Source organism: Mucilaginibacter metallidurans, assembly GCF_003286435.2.
Classification (GTDB): Bacteria; Bacteroidota; Bacteroidia; order Sphingobacteriales; family Sphingobacteriaceae; genus Mucilaginibacter; species Mucilaginibacter gossypii.
In genome coordinates this window covers 6,988,060-7,010,419 of sequence record NZ_CP043449.1, presented here as the reverse complement: position 1 = coordinate 7,010,419, position 22,360 = coordinate 6,988,060, and the positions used below count along the sequence as shown (strand labels likewise).

Annotated in this window: 25 protein-coding genes; 7 read left to right on the top strand and 18 right to left on the bottom strand. The window is 39.2% G+C overall.

The window, feature by feature from the left end; translation table 11 throughout:
* The first annotated feature begins 18 nt into the window (after nucleotides 1–18).
* Nucleotides 19–426, top strand: coding sequence for a helix-turn-helix domain-containing protein (locus tag DIU38_RS30250; protein ID WP_112653270.1), 408 nt, complete (start codon nucleotides 19–21; stop codon nucleotides 424–426).
* Nucleotides 427–662: 236 nt separating this feature from the next.
* Here the strand turns inward: DIU38_RS30250 and DIU38_RS30245 are convergent, their stop codons facing one another.
* The 9 genes from DIU38_RS30245 to DIU38_RS30205 all read right to left on the bottom strand — a co-directional run bounded on the left by DIU38_RS30245 (nucleotide 663) and on the right by DIU38_RS30205 (nucleotide 9,495).
* Nucleotides 663–965 carry a DUF6804 family protein gene (locus tag DIU38_RS30245; RefSeq protein WP_208057653.1) on the bottom strand — a complete coding sequence of 101 codons (303 nt, stop codon included), beginning with the start codon at nucleotides 963–965 and terminating at the stop codon, nucleotides 663–665.
* Nucleotides 955–1,800, bottom strand: a complete 846-nt coding sequence (locus tag DIU38_RS30240; RefSeq protein WP_146750335.1) for a hypothetical protein — start codon at nucleotides 1,798–1,800, stop codon at nucleotides 955–957. The genes DIU38_RS30245 and DIU38_RS30240 overlap by 11 nt, the downstream gene beginning before the upstream one ends.
* Complete coding sequence (locus DIU38_RS30235; RefSeq protein ID WP_149354209.1) at nucleotides 1,800–2,684, bottom strand: hypothetical protein; 885 nt, start codon at nucleotides 2,682–2,684, stop codon at nucleotides 1,800–1,802. Before DIU38_RS30235 ends, DIU38_RS30240 begins: the two co-directional genes overlap by 1 nt.
* Before the next feature lie 38 nt (nucleotides 2,685–2,722).
* Nucleotides 2,723–4,294, bottom strand: a complete 1,572-nt coding sequence (locus DIU38_RS30230) for an Hsp70 family protein (protein ID WP_149354208.1) — start codon at nucleotides 4,292–4,294, stop codon at nucleotides 2,723–2,725.
* A gap of 11 nt (nucleotides 4,295–4,305) precedes the next feature.
* Entirely contained in the window at nucleotides 4,306–4,683 is a 378-nt protein-coding gene (locus DIU38_RS30225; protein WP_112653262.1) for a hypothetical protein, read from the bottom strand.
* A complete protein-coding gene (locus tag DIU38_RS30220) occupies nucleotides 4,676–7,117 on the bottom strand; it encodes a tetratricopeptide repeat protein (protein WP_112653263.1) in 2,442 nt (813 codons plus the stop codon). Before DIU38_RS30220 ends, DIU38_RS30225 begins: the two co-directional genes overlap by 8 nt.
* A 404-nt stretch (nucleotides 7,118–7,521) precedes the next feature.
* A complete protein-coding gene (locus DIU38_RS30215) occupies nucleotides 7,522–8,163 on the bottom strand; it encodes a hypothetical protein (RefSeq protein WP_112653264.1) in 642 nt (213 codons plus the stop codon).
* Nucleotides 8,160–9,116, bottom strand: coding sequence for a relaxase/mobilization nuclease domain-containing protein (locus DIU38_RS30210; RefSeq protein WP_112653265.1), 957 nt, complete (start codon nucleotides 9,114–9,116; stop codon nucleotides 8,160–8,162). Before DIU38_RS30210 ends, DIU38_RS30215 begins: the two co-directional genes overlap by 4 nt.
* On the bottom strand, nucleotides 9,091–9,495 hold the full coding sequence (locus DIU38_RS30205) for a plasmid mobilization protein (RefSeq protein ID WP_112653266.1): 405 nt from the start codon (nucleotides 9,493–9,495) through the stop codon (nucleotides 9,091–9,093). The genes DIU38_RS30210 and DIU38_RS30205 overlap by 26 nt, the downstream gene beginning before the upstream one ends.
* A 658-nt stretch (nucleotides 9,496–10,153) precedes the next feature.
* Here DIU38_RS30205 and DIU38_RS30200 point away from each other — a divergent pair.
* Nucleotides 10,154–11,029: an IS110 family RNA-guided transposase gene (locus DIU38_RS30200; RefSeq protein ID WP_149354207.1), complete on the top strand. Its 876-nt coding sequence runs from the start codon at nucleotides 10,154–10,156 to the stop codon at nucleotides 11,027–11,029.
* On the opposite strand, the gene DIU38_RS34575 is transcribed toward DIU38_RS30200, so the two are convergent.
* From DIU38_RS34575 to DIU38_RS30165, 9 genes are all read right to left on the bottom strand, one after another.
* Nucleotides 11,026–11,157, bottom strand: coding sequence for a hypothetical protein (locus tag DIU38_RS34575; RefSeq protein WP_262714343.1), 132 nt, complete (start codon nucleotides 11,155–11,157; stop codon nucleotides 11,026–11,028). The two genes, DIU38_RS30200 and DIU38_RS34575, sit on opposite strands and share 4 nt — an antisense overlap.
* Before the next feature lie 149 nt (nucleotides 11,158–11,306).
* Nucleotides 11,307–12,281, bottom strand: coding sequence for a DUF5712 family protein (locus tag DIU38_RS30195; RefSeq protein WP_112659104.1), 975 nt, complete (start codon nucleotides 12,279–12,281; stop codon nucleotides 11,307–11,309).
* A gap of 26 nt (nucleotides 12,282–12,307) precedes the next feature.
* Nucleotides 12,308–12,859, bottom strand: a complete 552-nt coding sequence (locus DIU38_RS30190; protein ID WP_112659102.1) for a BfmA/BtgA family mobilization protein — start codon at nucleotides 12,857–12,859, stop codon at nucleotides 12,308–12,310.
* A gap of 225 nt (nucleotides 12,860–13,084) precedes the next feature.
* Nucleotides 13,085–13,234 carry a hypothetical protein gene (locus DIU38_RS33300; protein ID WP_167516280.1) on the bottom strand — a complete coding sequence of 50 codons (150 nt, stop codon included), beginning with the start codon at nucleotides 13,232–13,234 and terminating at the stop codon, nucleotides 13,085–13,087.
* Between the two features lie 111 nt (nucleotides 13,235–13,345).
* A complete protein-coding gene (locus DIU38_RS30185; RefSeq protein WP_112651014.1) occupies nucleotides 13,346–14,290 on the bottom strand; it encodes a toprim domain-containing protein in 945 nt (314 codons plus the stop codon).
* A gap of 219 nt (nucleotides 14,291–14,509) precedes the next feature.
* Complete coding sequence (locus DIU38_RS30180; protein ID WP_112651016.1) at nucleotides 14,510–15,709, bottom strand: primase-helicase family protein; 1,200 nt, start codon at nucleotides 15,707–15,709, stop codon at nucleotides 14,510–14,512.
* An 8-nt stretch (nucleotides 15,710–15,717) separates the two neighbouring features.
* Nucleotides 15,718–16,065, bottom strand: coding sequence for a helix-turn-helix transcriptional regulator (locus DIU38_RS30175; RefSeq protein ID WP_112651018.1), 348 nt, complete (start codon nucleotides 16,063–16,065; stop codon nucleotides 15,718–15,720).
* A 129-nt stretch (nucleotides 16,066–16,194) separates the two neighbouring features.
* Complete coding sequence (locus tag DIU38_RS30170) at nucleotides 16,195–17,148, bottom strand: hypothetical protein (RefSeq protein WP_112651020.1); 954 nt, start codon at nucleotides 17,146–17,148, stop codon at nucleotides 16,195–16,197.
* Nucleotides 17,149–17,150: 2 nt separating this feature from the next.
* On the bottom strand, nucleotides 17,151–18,227 hold the full coding sequence (locus DIU38_RS30165; RefSeq protein ID WP_112651022.1) for a site-specific integrase: 1,077 nt from the start codon (nucleotides 18,225–18,227) through the stop codon (nucleotides 17,151–17,153).
* 199 nt (nucleotides 18,228–18,426) lie between these two features.
* Between DIU38_RS30165 and hemW the strand changes: the two genes are divergently transcribed.
* The 5 genes from hemW to DIU38_RS30145 all read left to right on the top strand — a co-directional run bounded on the left by hemW (nucleotide 18,427) and on the right by DIU38_RS30145 (nucleotide 22,330).
* Entirely contained in the window at nucleotides 18,427–19,548 is a 1,122-nt protein-coding gene (gene hemW, locus DIU38_RS30160) for a radical SAM family heme chaperone HemW (RefSeq protein WP_112651024.1), read from the top strand.
* 100 nt (nucleotides 19,549–19,648) lie between these two features.
* Nucleotides 19,649–20,194, top strand: coding sequence for a fasciclin domain-containing protein (locus DIU38_RS30155; RefSeq protein ID WP_112651210.1), 546 nt, complete (start codon nucleotides 19,649–19,651; stop codon nucleotides 20,192–20,194).
* A 251-nt stretch (nucleotides 20,195–20,445) separates the two neighbouring features.
* A complete protein-coding gene (locus DIU38_RS30150) occupies nucleotides 20,446–21,324 on the top strand; it encodes a cupin-like domain-containing protein (protein ID WP_112651026.1) in 879 nt (292 codons plus the stop codon).
* 125 nt (nucleotides 21,325–21,449) lie between these two features.
* On the top strand, nucleotides 21,450–21,599 hold the full coding sequence (locus DIU38_RS34300) for a cupin-like domain-containing protein (protein ID WP_244311245.1): 150 nt from the start codon (nucleotides 21,450–21,452) through the stop codon (nucleotides 21,597–21,599).
* The gene (locus tag DIU38_RS30145) at nucleotides 21,563–22,330 is read left to right on the top strand and encodes a cupin-like domain-containing protein (protein WP_244311321.1); all 768 of its coding nucleotides are present in this window, start codon (nucleotides 21,563–21,565) and stop codon (nucleotides 22,328–22,330) included. The genes DIU38_RS34300 and DIU38_RS30145 overlap by 37 nt, the downstream gene beginning before the upstream one ends.
* Nucleotides 22,331–22,360: the final 30 nt, after the last annotated feature.

Here is a 22,360-nt window from a genome sequence, read left to right as displayed (position 1 = left end):
CTTTTGTATATTTGGATTATGGAAACATCAACTAAACCATCAAATACGCACATCGGTAGAAAAATCAGCCGTATCCGGGAATTACGCGGCATTAAGCAGGAAACCTTAGCATCAGAGCTGGGGGTTAGTCAACAAAGTATTTCGCGAATGGAACAAAGCGAGGTTTTAGAAGAAGATGTTTTAGAAAACATTGCAAAAATATTAGGAGTAACAACGGACGCTATCAAAAACTTTTCTGAAGAAGCCGTGGTTAACTACTTCAACACTTTTAATCAATCTGTATCCAGCAGCAATTTTGGGCATAATAATACCTGCACATTTAACCCGCTTGACAAGTTAATGGAATTAGTAGAGGAAAATAAAAAGCTCTACGAACGTTTGTTACTGGCTGAAAGAGAAAAGAATGAATTTTTAAAGGGTAAATGATGTTTACTAATATTATTAATCATTACAGCACGAAATGCATCGTTAATCATAAGACTCCAATTAATTTTCATATCACACGAGTAAATTAGTTGTGATTTTTGCTGGTTTGAATCGGTATAAAAATCAAATTAGGTAAACCGCCGAAACCAAAAAACAGTGCCTCCTTTTTACTTTTACCTCTGCGCGGGCCACCTTTCAATGCTGGCAAAAGGTCTTCTTTCGATGTGTCAAATTTATTATAGTTGACGATTATCCTTTTTAATAAATATTGATACTATCAATCCGACTCCAACTGCTATATCAACAATATTCCAAATCTGTCTCCCCAAAGGTATTTTAAAAAATGGCTGAAATAGCAAAGCAAGTGTACCGTATATAAAAATCGATTTATTATAACCGCCTTGGTTGGCCTGGTATGCCAAAAACACAAAACCGACAAATGCAGAAAATCTCACAAACTCATAATATCCATATTGCATCCTAAACAAACAAAGAAACAACAGAATTGATAAAGCGATTTTTATAGATTTACTTATCATCCTTTTTGTACGTATTATATTGTAAATTCCTTTCAATGCTTTTTAGGACAAAGATTATCATGAAGAAAAATACCACGCCAAGTGCGAACGCCCCTAATGAACAGCTGAAAATATAGATCAAGCTTTTTTTAAATCCGAAAATAGAAAATATGAATTTTGGTATTTCCCAAAACAAAAGCCAGATGAGAGGAAGAAATGATAAGATTTGAAGCCGCTCTTTCGCTTTTTCGCTTAATTTGTTTGAGGCATATAAAAGATTCATAAGTACGGTGGGAATGGATATTGCTGCAAAAAGTATATCTGCCACTAAAAATGAAAAGAGTATGTGATTCCGATCTAAAAGAACACTTTTAGCATAAAGTACAAATTCTGCCCTGTGTGAATTACTATAAAAGATTTCTTTTGTTGTCTTCCATGCAAAATTAAATATGGTGGATGTATCAGCCAATAAATCAAATTTGCTTAGATTAATAACAACAAAAAATGAAACAATGTAAAGCAACAAGGGGGTAAAATTAATTAGTTGCTTAACATATTTCGGTTTAGAAAATACAGCATTAGGTATATCTGAAGGGTTTATCTTATTTCTTTCCTCTACATCATCCAGATATCCTAATGGCCTAACTGAACTTCCAAACGGGAGCCAGCCAAGCTTAAAATCAATACCAAATATTTTGTCTTTGAATATTGAAAACCAAGCATCTCCAAATTGACTAACTTCTATGATTTTTATTTTCCAAATCATACAAATCAAACCGTAGCATAGGGTCGTAGTACTGGCAATTGTAGAAATAAAAACCCCTAAATAGAAAGCATTAATACTGAAAAATTCCATTAGAAACCAATTTTACCTGTTTTTGCATCTTGTTGAGCACTTTTTGGCAATAGACTAATCAATCCCCAATTTATTTCTCGTAACCTATCGAAATTTTTATTTTGAATTGCCAAATTGCCCGCTTCTATTAAGCTTTTTCCTTGATCTTGATCATTAAATAATTGCGGTTTCTCTATTAGCCTTTGAAATCGCCCTTCTAAAAATGAAGGTGTTTTCCAAAGAATGTTAAATCCCAGATCTGTCATTTCCTCAATTGCTTCCAATATTTTAATGGGTGTAATGGAATTTAAAAATGCAGGCTCCCGGCCAACTATTTCGCGAAATAGTTTATGGTCATGGTCATTCCCATTTTCTTCTACAATTTCTTTACACCATTCTTTTTCTTCGTTGTATTTGATTTTCAGTAAAGAGATTCGTTTATCTCTTGTTGCATTATCAATTTCTTGTGCAATTTTTCTTTTGTCGGCTTCGAATTGAAATTTTTTGTCAGTAACATCATCACCTGTTAAATTATTGGAATTAATAACAAGTATTTCTACTTGCTTTTTAAGTGTAGATAGTTCTTCAGCTGTTTCGTAATCTTCCCGTCCAACAGCTTCTTTAATTTCACTATCTAACTTTCCGCTAAGTGTTTGTACTTCTTCCTGAAGCTTTGAAACTGGCAAGTGCCTCATCGACGGATTGAAAACCTCCGTAAACTGTTGATCTGACATAGGAATATAAACGGTTATTCTTAAATCTCTACTTTCAGACATTTCAAGGGTAACTTCTATATCCGCTCCCCTAAGAATATCTCTACTGACCTTTCTTCCGTCAATTTCAATGTAACCAATGGTTTGATTAGCCTCCGGCAAAGAAGTTTCTGGACCTTCTAAAACGTTCACTATGAATTTTTCTTCGCCGCCTTTAATAATTGACTTATTTAAAACATAGGATTTAGTGATTTTCTGCGGAGTAATGTATTTTTCTGGAAAAGCAATTCAAGCTTTGTAATCTTGCTTTCCATTTCAGGCTCAGAGTCCCTTTCAAGACAAATGTCATGCGCTAATGGCTGACCCGCTACATTAAATTTTCCCTGAGCTATTCCAATTAGTTCCGAATCAGTTTCGATTACATTATTTTGGCTGTCAAGTATCGTAAGGCGGAAAAAATTATATGAATCTTTTAAAAGTGGTAAATCTTCTGAAATTCTATTTATTAAAGGTTTTCTGCCAGTATCATATCCTTTATCGTCTCTTGTAATTTGGTAAAATAACCCATCTATGTTTCCATCAATTCTAACTGCTAACAATTCCTCATCTTCTTTAGTGGTTTTTTGATATGCCAACCTAACTTTGAGACCTGATATATTTTTCTTTTTTATATCACCCTCAAAAATTTTTTCTTTTGTTCCGGCATAATATGCAGCACCGATAGCAATTGCAGTTGTGGGATCAATGTTACAGTTAATAGGAATTTGCAATAATTCTTCAACTCGTTTTCTAACATAGGGTATAAAGGTTGAGCCTCCAACCATCAGTGTAAATTGAATGTCAGAAGATTTTAGCGAATTGCGTACAAGGATTTTTTTTATCATGTCTATTGTTTTATCAATAGACTCTTTGATAAGTCCTTCAAATTCAGAACGTGTAATATCAATACTAATATCAATTTCTTCATCATTATCATCACTAATATCACGGACTTCTATTTCAGACGAAGTTCGATTAGACAATGATAATTTTGCATCTTCCGCAACTTTTAAAAGTCTATAGTAAACATTGTTTAACTTTCCAGAGGCACTTTTTAATTCATTTTCCAGATCGGAAAATTGAAAGTTTTTATTTAAGTATGGTACTACGATTTTTTCAACTATTAAATTATCGAAATCTGCGCCACCCAAATAATTATCTCCTTCGTGGTCAAGAACTTTCATTTCCCCGTCTTTGATTTTTATTAGTGCAACATCGAAAGTGCCACCACCCAAATCATAAACTAACCATTGACCATTTTCTAATTCTTTTTCTTTGCGTTTATTAGCATAGGCTAAACTGGCTGCAATTGGTTCCTGTAAGAGAATAACTTGTTTGAATCCAGCTAAATATCCAGCTTCTTTAGTTGCGTTTGACTGTATTACATCGAAAGAGGCAGGAATAGTTATAACTGCGGCTTCAATTGTTTCACCAGAATGAACAAATCCTTTAAGTTCTTTTAGGATTTCTGCTGATAATTCTACCGGAGTTTTTGATTGGTTAATACTTTTCACCTTAAAGCTCTCGGTGGTGCCCATTTTTCTTTTAAAACTCCCAAATACATTTTTTCCATCCCTTTCAAAATAGGTTCGTGCATTTGTTCCTACAACCACCTTATCTTTCTTGTAATAGACTACGGATGGAAGGGTTTCTCGTCCAGTTTCCAATGGGTTTTTAAAGACCTCTACCTCACCTTTTACAAATTTAGCAATGGCGGAATTTGTTGTACCTAAATCAATGCCATAATTTATCATCTTTTCCATTGTATGTAATTTTAATTTTCTGATTGAACTATTACTACCCCCTTTTGTACAACAAGCCGCGAGTTGCCTGACTTCGCAAAAATGATGGGCTTTATAACATCAATTATTTTTAAATTTTCGTGGCTTGTTCCTGAAATTGTTGCTTCACAATCGAGTCTTGTCTCATTATATTTTTCGCCGAGGGGATTATGATAATACAGTCCGCTAATTGAAAATCCCTGATATTCAATTCCACTTTCCAAAGCATCATTTTCAAAATAATTTTTTAGCCGTTCAATATTTCGGGCGATAGAATTTTGTTCTTCTATTTTTACTACCTTCTGTTCGATTTCAAACAATTGGTTCAGAAGAAATAAGTAAGGCTTTAATGCTTTTAGTATATTACTCATTGTAAAAATCGGTTTCGTTTATTTTATTGGTATTAAAGGTATTGTTATTAATACCTGTAGTATCAATATTTAATTTTAGTGAAAAACTCGGGATTTGATATCTTCTCCCTTCATGTAAAATGTTATAATCTAAAATATCCTGGCCCTTTTCAAATATTGAATTTCGAGTAAATCTGCCTATACAATTTGATTGGCCACCCATTATACTCCAATCATCACCATAGGCGATTTTTAAATAGTATTTCCCCTCGGGAATATTTTTAATCGAATAGGTAGAATTTTTATTAATAAAAACATAGCGAATACATTTATTAGTTATAAAATTAATAAGCTTGACTGCAACACACGCATTACCACCAACTGTTATTAATAATCTGTTATTTAACTCTCTATTGTATCTATATCTTATACCATTGCACCCCGCAATTTCACCATCGGGAACAGAAATTATTTGGGGAGTACATTTATTAACTTTATAGTCAGGGACATCATATCCTTTTACTTTTGCTATCTTCCAATCATTACACGCTCCGTCGTTGTCATTGATCATTTCTTTTGTGTCGCCTCGATCGTAGTAATATTGACCAACATTTGGATTTAATTCAATTGCCTTATCCATGTCTTGAATAGCTTTGACATAATTTTTAAGATAATAGAAGGCCAATCCCCTGGCGAAATAATTAGACGCGTTGCCATTATAGTTTATTGCTTTTGTATATTCATCTGCTGCCCCTTTATTATCATTTTTATCATATTTAATATCACCTATCCATCTGTAAGCATTAGCATTGGTTGAATCTAATGACAAGGCCTTTTGGAGGTACTTGTTAGCGGTATCAATTTGCTTTAACTGATAATTAGAAAAACCCAAATTTGAAAATAATATCGAACTATTCAGTCCAAACTTTTGGGCCTTTAAATAGTCTATAATTGCATCGTTATAGTGACCTAAATTCGCTTTACTTGCTCCTCGTGCTAAGAAAGCGTCTGCGTAATTGGGATTTTTTTTTATCGCGCTATCGTAGGCAGGTATTGCATCACTATAATTTGAATTGCTAAAAAGAGATTGACCCTTTTGAAAGTAATCTTCGGCTGAAAGCACTATTACTGAATTATTATCCTTGTCTACCACTAAATTGTTTGACGACTTCAAAGAATAATTATATATAAAGGTTATTACAAGGGCGCCAATCAAATAAAAAGCATACCTATTTTTATTTTCTTTCTTTTTATAAGTTAATTTATCATATAAAATCTTCAGATAAAGCAAAAAGTTATAAGAAATAAATAATTGTGCAATAATTGGATAAAAGAAACCTAAACCAGCTGCTGCAATTAAAATTAGATTCCTTTTTAAAAATGAAAGTATGCTAAAATCTTTATCTTTATAGAGAGCGAATACAGGAAATATCATCGTTATCAATGATAAAGCAAGTATTATTGCTTGAATGGGAGCATAAAAGAACCCTGCTGCAAATGCGCAACATACAAATACCCAATAAATAATTCCGTCACTATTTTTTTTTGGTTTTTCTACCGCCGGTTGGGCATCCACTATTTCAATATGATTAGGCTTTACTATGGGCTGGCTAACAGTTTTTACTTGTTTATGAATATTGTCATCATTGTTTTTTTTAATGATAAAATAACCCTTAGTAACTGTTTGCTTTACCAAACCATCAGTTACAATACTATATGCAATTTCAATTATTTCAAATGCAGCTTTATATTGTTCAAATGGTTCATTATTTAAATCTCTCGCTAAATTTCGAATAGTCTGAGCGAGTTGGTTTCGCACGGTATTGAAGTAAGCTGGCAATATATTTACAAGTTCAATGTTTACCTTCCGGTTAACAAGATCTGGTAATCCGTTGAAATTGAGTTTAATATAAGGGCTTGTTTTATTTTCTATGTCTTTAATAATTTGAATTATCTCACTTTCAACATCCTTAACAGCTATATAAGTAGAATTATAAATTTTTTCAAGATAGGTTTCGTGCACAATAGGTTTAATGGATAAAAGCAGTTTTACATCACTAAAATTTTGCTTTTTGAAATTTTTAGAAAGTGATTTATCGAACTGGAGTGAGAAATACGGACTAATAAAAGCGATAAATTCAGGAAGGGCATAAATACTTTCAATTTTAAAATATCTAAAGAAATCCAAATCTCCATCGAATAAAAAGTCATTTAAGCGCAAATTCTTAAAAATGAAAAAATGAAACTCTTTTTTATTTTTATCATCAAGTTCATCGATAATTGACAAACAAGCCGATTTTGTTATCTCAACACCATTGTAATCAATCGCTTCGTTGTCACTAAGTTCGATGTTTGCTAACAAGATCTTTTTTGCCTTTCGAATTGTTGAAGAGTCTATTTCAGATAAACTATCTGCTTGTATGCTTAAGAGATTAAAAGGATTTATATAGTGCATTACTAATCTGCCAAAGGGTGATTGATTTTAGCTTTAATGCCTATTTCACTTTTTGGAACCTCCCGTTTTATAACCACATTATTGATTTCGAAAAAGGTGTTAGGTTCACAAAAAAAGATAATTGTATAGGCTATGCAAATCTAATTTTATTAGTGACATTATTCACCCGACAAATATTTTTGTCTAAAATTTTATGTATAACTATTATTGCTAATTTCCTTTCATTCAAATTGATAATTATTAATTCGGCTTAAAAAAGTTTGCCCCGGTAAACATTTGGAGAGCATTATGTAAGAATATATGTGTCGTACGGCTGAAAGATCAACTATGTATGAAACCGCATCGGTATCTTGTCATCAAATTCGCACCACCAGCCGATGCCTATTGTCGAAATCATTTAAAAATTAGTGATGTTTCAACTTGATCAACGTTTTGTATGCAACTTTGATTCTCCGTTGTTTTTGGTTTACAATGTCTGCTGCTGCTGATCTTTCTTTCGCCTCATTTTCCAGACGTATTGTTTCACCTTCAGCTGCATCAGGATTGTTATAATAATGTTGTTCTGCCCAATTCGCTTGAATCGGATAGCACTGCCGCAGCATGCGAAATTTGATATCATTGGCCTGTAAACGCATATTTTCACTCCATAAATGGCCGCACAAACCGGAACTGATAGCAGTTACAATCAACAATACTACCCCGGCAATAATCCAGCCCTTAGTTTTAGGGTCAAACTCGTGTTTTACTTTTACAGGCAATGATTTTCTAATTGCCTCCAATATGGTTTTAACCTCTATCAAAGTAGTTTGTATTTGCTCCGCAGGATAGCTGATATTAAGCAGGGTAACAGCCTGTTTAAGTTCCGCATTCTCCTTGTTATATCTCACCAAAAAAACTTCAAAAATCTTTTGCAAGGCCTCAAAATGGAGTGTATAATCGGCTGTTTTAGGCTCCCGCTTCTCCTGATCTGTTATTTTTTTGATAAGGCTATCAATAATCTCATCTTGCCCGTCTATCCTTTCGGTAAGTTCATCTATTTCTTTCATCGTGATATTCCTCTGCTTTGCTCCTGTTCGTTCTTCTTTCTGCGTTTTCTTTCCGGCCCATCATTTTCTTCAGCAATATTTCCCAGCAAGCCTTCTAATAAATCTGCCCCCGATGATAGCGTTTGCCGCAAATAATGGGTTTCCGGTTCCGGCTTTTGTTGATTAATTCTTTCCTGTTTGGCGTTTTCTACCACTTCCCTCAACTGATCGGCTAAACTCTTTTCCGGCTGGTGCTGCTCAATTGCCTGGCTTAATTTGGCGTAGCTTAAACTGCGGTCGATTTCCGACCCCTTAAATTTGTACTCGCCCTTGCTGAAACTGATACCCTGTATTTCGTTACTACTGCTCTTATATTTAAAGTGCATTCCGATACCCTGTTTGGCTAATACCCTTTTCAATTCGTCCATGTTTTTTACTTTTTTGCTGGCCGACTTTATGGCATCGTACAATTCATATTTGACCTTGTCTTCGCCTTTTAGCTGCTGACGGTTAACCTGTTCTTTCCCCGGCGAAAGATAAAAGCCGTGCTTTATAGTCATATCCCTACATACTACGACATTCCGTTGCTTCTGAAAATTATCAGGGATCGTTTTACCATCATTATCTACCCGGTTATAAACTATATGTAAATGGGGATGATTTTTGTCCTGGTGCTTTACAATCAGATACTGCGTTTCCTTAATCTTCATTTTTTGTAAATACTCTTTAGCCATATTCACCATTACCTCATCATTGAGTTTAGCCAGGTCATTAATGCTCCAGCTTAAAGCAATGTGGCCTACTGCCTGTCCTAAGTTTGGGTTATACTTTCTTTGCAGGTTAAAGTCGTCGATGATTTGGTTTACCTCCCGCATCCTTAAACCCGCGCCTTCCAGTATAACCGCATCATGCTTTTGAACGACATAGCGGATACAGCCGCCAAAACTTCTACCCGTTATCACTTTCCCGATCATCCTTGTTTAACTTTTTAAAAGTTTCGTCAACCTCTTTTATAACCTGTTCGCATTGCCGTACCACCCTCAAAAGTCCAAGCTGGTGTGCCAGTTTGGTTAATTGGTTAAGGTTGTTGGACAGTTCAGCCAGCATCCAAAGGATGCGCCGCTCATCGGCGGTTAGCCGGGGAATGATCTTTGCATTTTTGGCGGAAGCCCTTATCCAGGTACTTGAGCGCATCCCGGCGGCATTAGCCTTAGTCTCGATCTGAAAGCGTTCGGTTGCCGTCATTCTCACCCGGATAATCAATTCTCGTTTAACCCTCTTTTTGGGCGCACCGCCCTTATTTTTTTGCTGGTCGCCTGGTAATTTATTCTTTGATTTTGCAATTACTTCCATTTTTAAATTTCTTAGTCTTTCTGCGCTTCACCCTCATGCAACCATCGGGCGCATGAGGCAAGTTTGCCCGGTGCCGTAGGCATCCGGGAAGTTTTTGTGGCAACAAAAACACAAACTCATACTTTAGTAGCCGTAATCCAGGAGATAGATTAATGAGTAACTAACACAAACGTGCAGCATGATTTATATGAATGTATAGCAAGATCTTACCATACCTATCAGAAGATTATAAAGGCAGAGACAAGAGTACCGAACATTAACATGCAACAACTTACAGGATGTATGCATAGCGAGATAATACCTTGTTTTTGTAACGCAAACAGGAATACCGGCCCGAGAGTACCTAACATAGCTTTGCAGCAGAATAGATGCATGCTTAGCCAGATAATGCCTCCCCGGTCTCCTGTTTCGTTTATTTGTAATTAGTTAGTAAACAATAAGATATTGATATAGAGAGGGGACGGCAAAAGAGCATCCACATAGCTTGCAACATCATAAGTAATGATGTATGCCTGAGCAAGACCTTACCATTGCCGGGTTCTTATCCATGAGTCTCAATAGTATTTTAAGCCGGGGGACAGCTCCCTGAGCCTGTGTAGAATATGAGTATAGACTGTGGGATATATCTCTCTGTTTCGATTTCTGTAACAATTCAATTATGAGCAAAAAAGTAACATTGAAACAGTGCCTGGGTATTGACGTATCCATGAAAAAGATTGATTGCTGCCTGTCCTTCTACACAGAAGACCTGAAGATCAAGGTAGTGGCAACAAGCGGATATGAAAATAACCCTGACGGATTTGTAAAGCTCCGGGAGTGGTTAAACAGGAAACAGGATAATAGCCTTGCCTTGCATGTCAATATGGAGGCGACCGGCACCTACCATGAAGAAGCCGCCTATTTTCTTGCCGGGGTCGGTTACCGGTTGAGCGTTATTCAGCCCACTAAAGGCAAACAGTATGCCAAGAGCCTGGATGAGAAGAATAAAACAGATAAGATCGATGCCGGTATGCTGGCCCGTATGGGACTGGAACGGGACCTTATGCCCTGGAGCCGGCCCAATGAGCAGCTGCGCCGCCTCAAAAGAATGAGCAGGGAACGCATCGGTTTGATCCGGGACAGAAACGCCTTAACCAATCAGTTACATGCCCTGAACCATTCTTTCGATGCTTTCAGGGATAGTGTAGAGCGCCTGAAAGAACGTATCGCTTTAGCAACCAAACAGCTTGGTGAGATAGAAACACAAATGCGGGAACTGACAGATAGTGACCCTGAACTCTCCAAGCGAACCAAACACGTCATTACCATTCCGGGGGTCAACTTTGTTACAGCTATTACAGTTATTGCTGAAACCGATGGTTTTGCCAATGTCGGTAACCGGCGGCAGCTGGTCAGCTATGTGGGTTTGGATGTGGTTATGAAAGAGTCAGGCACCCTTTCATGGCGGCCCCATATATCCAAACGGGAAATGCCTACATTAGGGCGGGGCTGTATATGGCTGCTGTCAGTTCTATTATTCACAACAAAACCTTAAAGACTTATTTTAACCGGCTTAAAGATAATGGCAAACCGGGAAAGACGGGTATCGTTGCCCTGGAAAGAAAACTGCTCGTCCTGATCTATACCCTGTATAAAAACGGTCAGGATTATAGCCCGGATCACCGGTAGCCTAATATCTGGTACTGCTTTTTTTAAAAAGAATAGCCCGCATAAACGGGCTATAGTAGATGGTCTTTGCCCTAAAGTAGGGCATAACCTCTGGTACTGTAAAGATAAGCATTATTCTGTATTTAGGATACCATGGCATAGTTTCAACGCGTGATCTGCTGACCCTGCGATCTTTTCTTTCTTTTTTTCTTTTGCTCGGCTTCGCTCTCCGGGACGATATTAGCACCTGCTGTATACATCGGTTCCAGCATTACTTCCAGGAAACTCGCCGCTGTTTTGCCTGCTGCTGCCAGCATACCGACTGTGGTCGTAAACAAGCCTTCTGCAACGCCCTGGGCAAGTTCATTAGCTACCGATCTGCTCTGGTAATTCTGCGAAGCGCCCTCGGCCAGTACGCCCAGCTGTTCCCGCTGCGCCAGTTTGCCGTTCTTCTGAACATTAGCGTAGGCCAGTGTATCTTTAAGTTGCCTGTCAAATTCGAACAAGCTGTCAAAAAGATTTTCCCCGCTTTGCTTGAAAGCCACCCTGTCAAACTGCCCCATCTTTTTAGAGTGCTCCGCATTCTTGCCCCGCGAGGTGTTCATCGGGCTAAGCTTGATCTTGTTAGTCGCATCCTTACGGCTGACAATGACCTGCACATGCATCTGCTCGCCGTCCTTGCGGTCGCCGCGCTTTTTAAGTCTCTGTTTGACCTCCGGGTCTTTGTGGCTATAGTAACGGTGATTTTCCAGCTTGGCGAACCATACCAGGTCTTCATGGCTGTGAATACCGTCTTTTTTAAAGTTCTGTGCGTAAGCATCCATTACCCTGACGGCGAACCCTTTCATTTGCTCTTTTGCGCCATCTTCGCCGTATTGCTCTTTTAGAAACGCGATCTCTTTCTGGCTGGGGCTGATATTGACCAGAAAGAATTTGGCATCCTCCTTACTCAGCTTAGCGATATTGTTATTTATTGTCCGCATTACCTTATACGGTTCGATCCTAGTCTGCTGGCCGTTAAACCAGTACTCCGGTTGTTGTTTATGATCGAGCCGGTTTTCTTTTTCAAGATAATGCACCAGCCCTGCGCTGCTTCCTTTGTTCGCCGCTTCTTTACTGTCTGTAATATTAATAAACATACCCCCTAACATTCTTGATTTATTACTTATAATAAACTGATCTGCGATTTGGTAACCGCAATCAGCTCTTCTTTTTCCCTGCCCGATGTCATCATGCCAAACGCATCTCTGGACCGGATATACCCATCCAGGATATGAAGGAACTGCGACTTGAGCGCTTCCTTGCTTTTAAGCCCTTTCTGCATCGTGTCCATGATTATCCCGATGGCGTTTAGCTTCCCGTCCTGGGTATGTTGATTATTCAGCAGGTCTGTATTGGCCTTGAGTATTTGAGTATTAAAGCGTTCAATGATCTGGCCTTGCGATACAGATACCCTGTCCATTTCCGTTTTCATGGGTATGAGCAGCATGTTTTCCTGGCTTTTGATAAAACCGATATACTGCTGGTGGTTCTTCATCAGGGCATTCTTTAACAACTCATCATTCAGATCTATCGGATCCTTCTTGCTTTTATAAAAATAGTCTACCATCTGGATAAAGACCTGGCGCTTTGTCCGCCCCAGTTTAAGGGCGATCTTTTCAAACTTCTGGTCAACCAATATGGGGTATCTTACTGATCTTACATTAATATCTTCCATCGTTCATTCGTTTTACCAGCACAATCCTGTATATCGGAATATGCCTTTATCTGTTTATACAGGATACCCCTAAGTATCCTGTTTTCTTTTATTTCACCGGCAAAAACGCCCTAAAGTATCCCCGGAGGATACGTAAAACCCCCGTAGCGATAGCGTAGGGCAAGCAAAGTAGGGCTCCGCCCAACTTCCGCTTGCTCCTTATGCTTTTCGCATAAGGACAAGACTTTATCCCGGTACAAAGTCCCCGGGTACAAATCCTCGTGGCACAAACTCCCCTGGTACAAAATCTCCCGGTATAAAATCTCCCGGTATAAAATAAAGCACGCGTTTCGTAAAGGCTGCCATCAAAAAATTACTTAAAAATTTGCTTTTCATAATAGTATCTTGCTCCTTACAGCGGATAAAAAACGGCCATTGGCCGTTCGCCCTTTATATAGATATACATCTATACCGCAAGCGGTATTTTGCTGGTGAAAAAAAAGCGGTTTACCGCCCAATTCCCAGCCCCCTTTCTTCAGGCGCTTCGCGCCTGATCTGCGCTTGCAAAGCGCCTCTTTGTTGGGCACTCAGGTATTCATTCACATCGTTATAGCCTTTGTAAAACTCACTGGCATCGATGCCGTTGATATCTGCTTGTCTCAACTTTTCTGCGGCGGTTTGTCCGGCCTTGTCGTTGTTTAAAAACAGAAATACATCTTTGTAACTTTTCAGTATTTCGATGCTCCGCCCAATCAGGGCGACTGAATTAAGGATGATCACATCGGTTTCGGGTCTGCGCAATTGCTTCAATTCTAATAGTGACAAAAAGTCCATGAAACCTTCAATTACGCAAACCGCTTGCGTGCCGTTGTGATTCTTAAGTATGGTGATATCCTTTGGCGAGGACGAGCCTTTAAACCAGTCATTACGCAATTCGTAACCGCCGGAGCGGTTCGCAAAACCGATAGCGTTATAGTTCTTACCTGCGATGGCAAAGCGAACTTCTTTACAATATGTTTTTGCCAGTGGCTGACTGATACTTCTTTTTTTGATATAGGCCACCATCGCCGGGGTTTGAAGTTCCGTTACGTCCAGTATTTCGATATGATTTTCTTTGGCAGCCGGAGATTTTGGTCCGGGTGTAAAAGTTATTATCATTTTCGCATCAGGAGAAAGATGGGTATAGCCGCTGCTCAGCAGCGGCAAAAAATCCTTTACGCTGCATTTGTATAACCGGATACCCAAATCAATCATATTACCGCCCTCACCTATGCCGAAGTCAAACCATGCGTTAAGCCGGGTGTTAACCTTAAAAGAAGCGTGACTTTCTTCATGTAATGGGGAAAGGTACCAGTAGTTATTACCCCTGATATATTGTGGTTGGTAACCGCATTTTGCCAGGTATTCGATGATCGGGATTTGCCGGGCTTCACCGCAACTCAATGTTCTCATACGCTTTAGTGTTTATTTTTGATGATTTGACGAAATCATCACTTAATATTTTGTTGTTCAATTAGTTAACTCATCATCATTTATTCATCAAATTTGTCATCAAATCATTTTGGTGGTTTTTTCTTTCATCAGCAATTGGCGTTGATGATACTTTGATGAAGTTTTGATGACTGTATTTTTTTTGATTATCAATAAATTACATTACCTGTCATCAAATCATCAGGAGTCGTTGATCTTTTCAATCACTTTGATACTCATGTTAAAGTAGCGGCCTTTCTGTGTGCTCTCATAGATAGTACCGTCCAGCCCAATCTTGTACTGGTTATAGGAGTTGGAATTGGCAGCCGGTTTCAGGTTCCACACGTTCTGTAGTACCCTGCGGATAGCGGTGGTATCATGGTTGCGGAAACCTTTTTTATTCAGCCAGTCCTGCACATCGCCCACACAAAATTTCACTTCCTCTACTTCCTTTCCGTCCGCTATTGTCAATAGTAGCCCGGCAATTTCCATCTCCAGTTTGTTCCGGTTTTGCCGGATAACTTTTTTGAGTGCGGGTGTAGCGATCTGCTGGGCGGTAAACCACATCCGGCTTTGTTTTGGCGTAGACAGCTTCCTACCTGTCAGGTAGTGAATGAGTAAAGGAATTTCCTTTTTAAGTGCGGGCAACAAGCCCTGATCTTCCTTTTCCAGTACGGGTATCTTTCGTATCCAGTACCGGGTTTCGCCGGGGTCAACCAGTACAAAATTGTCCTCGTTATTACTGCATAAAATGAACTTCCCGAAAAATTCGATTTCCTGTCTGTCCTGTCCTTTGGCCTCGGATTTGTAGAATGTGGCAGTACTTAGATTTTTCAGGCGCTCGGAGTCTTCTCGGCGTTCCAAAAAAGTTTCATCCACTCCTATGATGACCTTATGCGCCCATTCTGCGTTAAAGTTTGAACGAAAGTCCTCGTTTGTGTTGATGGTCATGTTATCCCCGAAAACCGCTTTCAGCAGATTTAAAAAAGTGGTCTTTCCTGTATTCCGCTCGGTGCTGACCAGGCAAAGGATGGGCAGCATCTGCATCGGCATTTCGAGCAGGATTTTTAAATAATCCAAACCGTATTCGAGTTGGTCGCCGAAAATATGACCCAGGTAGGCCAGCGTCCGCTCCGGCTGTCCAATCTTCGGAATATGTATAAATGGATGATACCGATTATAAAAATTGCCGATAAAGCGCTGGTAATGCAGGTGTGATGGTACAAAGCAAAAGCCATCATACTTTGGTATGCCGGACAGATAGCTCTTGCCATGATCTTGCTTAATGCACTCTACCGACCAGGGAAGGAGCAGTGTCATGCGGTCACCCGAAGCGAGGGGCTTTTGAACGATCTTGTAATAGGCCGTGCCGATTCGGAGATAAGGATATTCCTGTTCCATATTTCCCTTTATTTTCTGCGCAAACGGCGTTTAAAAACAAAATTTTCTGCTTTCTCGGCTATTTCTTTGTCGGTTAGCCTTTTATGGGACATCAGCCAGCTAACGATCTCCTTTTTAGAGAACCTGACACCACCATTAGGAAGAACAATACAGGGAATCTTTCCTGCGGATTTTAACTGGTAAAGGGTTTGGCGTGCGTAACCTGTAGTTTTCTCTGCTACTTCATAGCCGCCTATTTCATCTTCGTCACTCGGTACCGGTAGTGGTGCGGGCAAAGCTGTTGCGGATTCTTTTAAAATGGTCAACAGATCTGATACTTTAAGATCTATTACCCTGGTGTTTTCATTGATATTCATTCGACCTCCGTTTTGGTTAACGGAAGCAAAAAAATAGAACAAAATAGACCTATACGACCGATTGGGCGGTATCGTACAAACGTACTTTATGTCACGCTTGGGTACATTATGGAGTTCTATCCAAAACGTTTATTCTTTTAGGATTGATTTATATACCTCGACATAATCATCGGGTAAGGTTTTAAATCTTTCGTTCTCTAATACGACAAGTCCTTTGTTTTGACCGATCATAAAAACGGAATGCAATAATCCCCTGTGGCTTTTTTTCAAAATATCCTCCGAAAGTATTTTCCGGTCTTTAATGCAGTATTTAAGGAAACCTGCCAGCGTTTTGTCCGGTGCACCATTACGTATAATTTCGGTAAGCTCTATTTTTCCCTGCTCATTATATTTAAAAAGTGGCCCGCTTTTACTGTGCCTGTTCAGGTCATCTATTAATTTTTTAAATGCCATTTCCTTTTCTTCTATTGTTTTACCTTGCCGCCAAAAATCATAGAATGACTGCGGTTTACGCAATAATTGAAAATCCTCCTTGTCTATCTGACCAAGTGCAAAAAGTTGCTTTTGCCAGTCCTTGCTCCAAAACAGATAGAAAACAGCGTCGATATTTTTCTTGTTACCGGCCGGAAAAATCTGACCAATCAAGACGTAGCCTATAAAACAGGTAATAATAAATCCCAAAAGACTTATAGCAACAAAATATGTGCCTTTAGAATAGACACCTAAACCCAAAAACAAAAGGCCGATCAACAGAAATGACAGGCCATAGAAAACCATCAGCAGGTAGTGAAAAAAACTTACATTGATATAAAACAAGCGAAGCTTGCTAACTTCTATCGGGTCAAGACCATCAAAAGTACCCTTAACCTGCAATAAACGCTCCTGTGTCGGCAAATGATGAAAACGGCCACTAAGCTCATCCTGCCAGTTTTTAAAACTTACCGATAAAAATAATTGGACGGGCAATAGCCAAATGCCTAATACGCCAAAGGTAATAATCAGCGGCAAGCGTATTCCCGGAACCAAAAGGTAGACCAGGGTAAACGCAATTACTAAACCGATTTCAAAAAAAACCTTTTTCATATTCAAAGTTTAGGGAATTTCAACATTTCGTTTCTTTTCTTTTCGTCAACGATTTTAGCATAGATTTGGGTCATTTCGATTTTACTGTGTCCCAGCAGTTCTTTCATGGTATATATATCGATTCCAAAAGTCAGGCCAATGGTTGCAAAAGTGTGTCGGGCAGCATGGAAATGGAGGTTTTTTTTCAGACCGGCTTCCAATGCCCAGAATTTTAAGTAAACATTCACCACCTGACTTGTTGGCAAATCCCAAAACACTTTCTTATTTGTAGGATGCTTGACCACTTTTGCAATAATCATTTTTGCTTCATCGGCCAATGGTACAGTAACAATTTTCTTTGTCGTTTTTGCCGGTCGAAAAATCAGCTGTTCGTTAACAATTTCATCGTAATGCAATTTCTTAATATCCGAAAACCGCAAACCAGTAAAACAAGAAAAAATAAAAGCTTCCCTGATCTGGCTGTTTCCTCTTTTGGGAACGTAATTAGCTAAGGTTCTTACTTCTTCAATAGTGAGCGTGGTGCGCTCCGAGTCTTCCTCTTCGATAATCTTAAAACTACCAAAAGGAGAAGTTTGAATAATCCCTTTAATTACCAGTTTATTGAAATGCTGCCTAAACACGGACATATAGGCATTAGTTGTATTTCTGCTAACCTGATTAAGCAGGTAACTCTGAAACTTATCTAAAAATTCTTCATCTACTTCCTGGAATAATATGGTTCGTTTGGGGCAATACTTTCCAAGATGAATGATCAGGCATTCCAGTTTATAATTAAATTTCTTTGCAAGGCATTGATCAAGATAGTCTTGAAGATAATAATTGATCTTGGCAGGTTGCTTATAGCCATGCTCCGAGAAATTCAGTTCATCCTCTCTTTTATTACGAAGTGCTTTAATAATCTTCAGTTTTTCTTTATCAGGCTCGCTAATACGGCTTGCTGCATCAGAATAGTCTTTATCGACGTAAATCTTAAGAAACTCGTAATTGCGTTTACCTTTACCCTCACCGGTATTGGAATAGACATCCAAATAAGCACTAAATTTGCCTGTGCTTAGCTTTTTGTATCTAATAGTTACCATGACTTATTAATTACTGTTTATTTGTTACTTTTGTTACTCGTTAAACCTGAATAGTAACACCCGAGTAACAAAAATAACATAAAATAGAATAAAAAACAAAAGATTAAGGAAGCTATTAAAACATTTTTAATATTGATAATCAACACATTAACATCATTAATCTATCCCATTCTTTACGGGATTATATACTCTTAAAAGCATGGCAGGAATTTACATACATATCCCCTTTTGCAAGCAAGCTTGCCATTATTGCGATTTCCATTTTAGCACATCGTTAAAGTACAAAGATGAAATGGTGCATGCTTTGATCAGTGAGATCAAGCTGCAAAAAGGTTACCTCAACGGTGAAACCATCGAAACCATTTACTTTGGCGGCGGCACCCCATCTGTTTTGGATAGCGATCAAATCAGCAGGATCATCAACACGGTGACCGAACTCCACACCGTATCGTCTACCGCCGAAATAACCCTGGAGGCTAACCCCGATGATCTGAAACCCGACAAACTCAAAGCCCTTAGGCAAACACCCGTTAACCGTTTCAGCATAGGGATCCAGTCGTTTTTTGACGAGGACCTGGTTTGGATGAACCGTGTACACCGCGGGCAGGAAGCAGAATCATCAGTAAAACGCGCCCAGGACGCCGGTTTTGAAAACATTACGGTCGACCTCATTTACGGTTATCCTACGCTTAGCGATACCAAATGGAAGCAAAACCTTGATAAGGTATTTGAGCTTAATGTTCCGCATGTGTCTACCTATTCGATGACGGTTGAACCGCAAACTGCACTTGCAGCCTTTATCAGCAAAAAAAAACAGCCCCCCATGAATGAGCAACAAAGCGCAGAGCAATTTATAGTGCTGATGGATGCCATGCAGGCACATGGGTTTCAACATTACGAAATCTCCAACTTTTGCAAGCCCGGCCAATACTCCCGTCATAATTCAAATTACTGGAAAGGGGTAAAATATTTAGGAATTGGCCCCTCGGCGCATTCTTATAACGGCGATACACGGCAGTGGAACATCGCTAACAACGCGAAATATATGCAGGCGCTTGAAACCGGAAAACTACAGGCCGAAACCGAGGAGCTAACCGAAGAGAACCGCCTGAACGAATATATCATGACCTCATTACGCACAATCTGGGGCCTTGAACTGGTTAAGCTCAACCAGATAGCCAAAGGCGCATCAGCCGAATTACTCAAAGCTGCCGCCGAATATTTCGATAGGGAATGGATCATACAAAAAGATAATGTTATTTATCTTAGCGCAACAGGTAAACTGTATGCCGATCATATTGCAGCCGGATTATTTTTCTAAACCTTTGAGGTTTTTTACAGTCAGTACTTTGTTACAAAGCAAAATGGTTTTAAAAACTGTTTATATTTATCAAATCGCAATGTTTTATATGCCTGCAATTATGAAAAAAGTACTCATTATCGCCCTATCGTTTATAGCTATTACCATAGCCCCAAAAGCTTTCGCCCAAAAAACTGTAGGCGGTACCGTCATGTCGCCCGCTAAAAATATCGTACAAAACGCATCCGGCTCAAAAGACCATACTACGCTGGTAAACGCTATTAAATCTGCCGGTTTAGCGCCTACCCTATCAGCGGCCGGTCCGTATACTGTTTTTGCACCTACTAATGAAGCTTTTGCCCAGCTTCCTGCCGGCACCGTTGACAACCTGATGAAACCTGCAAGCAAGGCCAATCTTATTAAACTGCTTACTTATCATGTGGTGCCCGGCAAATTAACCTCGGCCGACCTGTTAACTAAAGTAAAGGAGGGCAAAGGCAAGCTGGAGCTTAACACATTGAGTGGGGGTACGCTTACTGTGATGTCGCAGGGGGCAAAACTTTACCTTGTTGACGAAAAAGGTGGCAAATCATTCATCACCATAGCCGATGTTGCCCAAAGCAACGGCGTTATCCAAGTAGTTAATTCGGTTTTGAAGCCCAATTAAGTTAGTTGCAGTTTGTAGTGGCAGAAGCAGTTAGTGGTGGCAGTTGTACAAGTGGTACACTGATTAGAGTGAGATAGCCAAAATATACTTTTTTGAATACACTCTATGAAACTGCACCGGCAACTTTCTACTGCCACTGCGGCTCCGTACTGCCACTAAAATACAACTGTCAGCACAATTTCAAAATCGGCACAAATCGTTTACATATTATTTACAAAGAATTAATTTTACTCGTTAATTAATTTGTGAAAATGAGTATAACGCTTACACCTATTGATAGTGTAGACAATATAAGCAAAGAGGATTTTGTTAACAACTACTTAAATCCGCGTAAACCGCTTATTATCCGCAAAGCTACCGAAAGCTGGCCTGCCCTGCAAAAATGGACTTTTGAATACCTGAAAGAGGTAGTTGGAGATAAAACCGTTCCGCTTTATAACAGTTCAAAGGCCGATCCTTCCAAAGCTATCAATGCATCTGCAACTGAAATGAAGTTTGGCGATTATATCGATCTTATCCAAAAACAGCCAACTGATTTAAGAATTTTCCTGTTCGACCCAATTAAACATGCCCCAAAACTGCTGGAAGATTATCGTTCGCCATCTGATTTAATGGGTGGTTTCCTGGATAAATACCCCAATATGTTTTTCGGCGGCGCCGGTTCTGTAACATTTTTACATTACGACATCGATCTTGCACACATTTTCCATACACATTTTAATGGCCGCAAACATGTAATGCTGTTCGATCAGAAATGGACCGAACGCCTATATTGCATCCCTTTTGCTACCTATGCTTTGGAAGATTATGATATTGAAAACCCCGATTTCACCAAATTTCCGGCACTTGACGGCATTGAAGGACAAGAGGCCATTTTAGAGCACGGCGATACCCTGTTTATGCCAACCGGGTACTGGCACTGGATGAAATACCTCACCGGTTCATTTTCGATATCGTTACGCGCCTGGGATAAATCATGGGCCATTAAAGCCAAAAGCTTGTATAACCTAACTGTGCAGCGCAAGTTCGATAACCTGATGAAAGCCCGCTTTAAAAAGGATTACATGGACTGGAAGGAGAGCCTGGCTATCAAACGTGCTAACAACGCCCTTGTATCAGGCAAGCCATAATATTAAGATATATTTATACTACTTTGGGGTTTATTTCGTTATTTTGAATGCTTTTAAACGAGTAAGAAACAATATTGTAACTTTATTTTAAAATAAGCGTAATCCCCCTAAAGTAATAAACTATTATGTGCTTCATTCTTAACCCGATCGATACGGTTGAAAATATTTCTCCCGAAGACTTCAAGAAGAATTATTTAGACCCTCGTCGCCCGCTGGTTATCAAAGGGCTTACCAAAAGCTGGCCTGCCGCGAAAAATGGACACCCGAATATTTAAAGCAGGTTGTGGGCAATAAAGTAGTGCCATTGTATGATAATTCAAAGGCCGATCCTTCAAAACCTATCAATTCGTCGGCAACTGAAATGCCCTTTGATGAATATATCGACCTTATCCGCAGTAAACCAACCGAGTTAAGGATTTTTTTCTTTAACATATTTAAGCAAGCGCCACAACTTTTGGATGATATCGTATTACCTAAGGACCTGATGGGGGGCTTTTTGGAAAGCATGCCCGCCATGTTTTTCGGCGGTTCAAACTCGGTTACTTTTTTACATTACGATATTGATCTTCCGCATATTTTCCATACCCATTTTGGAGGGCGTAAGCATGTGATCCTATTTGAAAACAAGTGGAAGCGCCGCCTGTACTGTATCCCCAATGCTACATATGCACTGGAGGATTATGATGTACTAAATCCTGATGTAAAAAAATTCCCGGCGCTCGACGGCGTGGAAGGCATTGAAGTTTTCCTGGAACATGGCGATACCTTGTTTATGCCAACCGGCTACTGGCACTGGATGAAATATGTTGATGGTTCATATTCCCTGAGCCTTCGCGCATGGGATGCCAGTATAAGCCGTAAAGCGGCAAGCTTGTATAACCTGGCCGTTAAAGGTGGTGTTGATAGCGCTCTAAAAATGATGTTCAAAGGCAAATATGCTAAATACCGCGAAGGACTGGCCGTTAAATGGGCTAATAGAGAGCTCGCCGCGGGGAAACCTTTTTAAAGTCGAAAGTCTTAAGTCATGATATTGAGT

Excerpts from the sequence above, each read along its gene's own strand:
- DIU38_RS30170 (WP_112651020.1), bottom strand. The coding sequence starts at position 17,148 with ATGAAAAAGGTTTTTTTTGAAATCGGTTTAGTAATTGCGTTTACCCTG.
- DIU38_RS30180 (WP_112651016.1), bottom strand. The coding sequence starts at position 15,709 with ATGGAACAGGAATATCCTTATCTCCGAATCGGCACGGCCTATTACAAG.
- DIU38_RS30220 (WP_112653263.1), bottom strand. The coding sequence starts at position 7,117 with ATGCACTATATAAATCCTTTTAATCTCTTAAGCATACAAGCAGATAGT.
- DIU38_RS30230 (WP_149354208.1), bottom strand. The coding sequence starts at position 4,294 with ATGGAAAAGATGATAAATTATGGCATTGATTTAGGTACAACAAATTCC.
- hemW (WP_112651024.1), top strand. The coding sequence starts at position 18,427 with ATGGCAGGAATTTACATACATATCCCCTTTTGCAAGCAAGCTTGCCAT.
- DIU38_RS30245 (WP_208057653.1), bottom strand. The coding sequence starts at position 965 with ATGATAAGTAAATCTATAAAAATCGCTTTATCAATTCTGTTGTTTCTT.
- DIU38_RS30200 (WP_149354207.1), top strand. The coding sequence starts at position 10,154 with ATGAGCAAAAAAGTAACATTGAAACAGTGCCTGGGTATTGACGTATCC.
- DIU38_RS30195 (WP_112659104.1), bottom strand. The coding sequence starts at position 12,281 with ATGTTTATTAATATTACAGACAGTAAAGAAGCGGCGAACAAAGGAAGC.
- DIU38_RS33300 (WP_167516280.1), bottom strand. The coding sequence starts at position 13,234 with ATGAAAAGCAAATTTTTAAGTAATTTTTTGATGGCAGCCTTTACGAAA.
- DIU38_RS30155 (WP_112651210.1), top strand. The coding sequence starts at position 19,649 with ATGAAAAAAGTACTCATTATCGCCCTATCGTTTATAGCTATTACCATA.
- DIU38_RS34300 (WP_244311245.1), top strand. The coding sequence starts at position 21,450 with ATGTGCTTCATTCTTAACCCGATCGATACGGTTGAAAATATTTCTCCC.
- DIU38_RS30165 (WP_112651022.1), bottom strand. The coding sequence starts at position 18,227 with ATGGTAACTATTAGATACAAAAAGCTAAGCACAGGCAAATTTAGTGCT.
- DIU38_RS30210 (WP_112653265.1), bottom strand. The coding sequence starts at position 9,116 with ATGATCGGGAAAGTGATAACGGGTAGAAGTTTTGGCGGCTGTATCCGC.
- DIU38_RS30225 (WP_112653262.1), bottom strand. The coding sequence starts at position 4,683 with ATGAGTAATATACTAAAAGCATTAAAGCCTTACTTATTTCTTCTGAAC.
- DIU38_RS30185 (WP_112651014.1), bottom strand. The coding sequence starts at position 14,290 with ATGAGAACATTGAGTTGCGGTGAAGCCCGGCAAATCCCGATCATCGAA.
- DIU38_RS30205 (WP_112653266.1), bottom strand. The coding sequence starts at position 9,495 with ATGGAAGTAATTGCAAAATCAAAGAATAAATTACCAGGCGACCAGCAA.
- DIU38_RS30240 (WP_146750335.1), bottom strand. The coding sequence starts at position 1,800 with ATGGAATTTTTCAGTATTAATGCTTTCTATTTAGGGGTTTTTATTTCT.
- DIU38_RS30175 (WP_112651018.1), bottom strand. The coding sequence starts at position 16,065 with ATGAATATCAATGAAAACACCAGGGTAATAGATCTTAAAGTATCAGAT.
- DIU38_RS30250 (WP_112653270.1), top strand. The coding sequence starts at position 19 with ATGGAAACATCAACTAAACCATCAAATACGCACATCGGTAGAAAAATC.
- DIU38_RS30215 (WP_112653264.1), bottom strand. The coding sequence starts at position 8,163 with ATGAAAGAAATAGATGAACTTACCGAAAGGATAGACGGGCAAGATGAG.
- DIU38_RS30150 (WP_112651026.1), top strand. The coding sequence starts at position 20,446 with ATGAGTATAACGCTTACACCTATTGATAGTGTAGACAATATAAGCAAA.
- DIU38_RS30190 (WP_112659102.1), bottom strand. The coding sequence starts at position 12,859 with ATGGAAGATATTAATGTAAGATCAGTAAGATACCCCATATTGGTTGAC.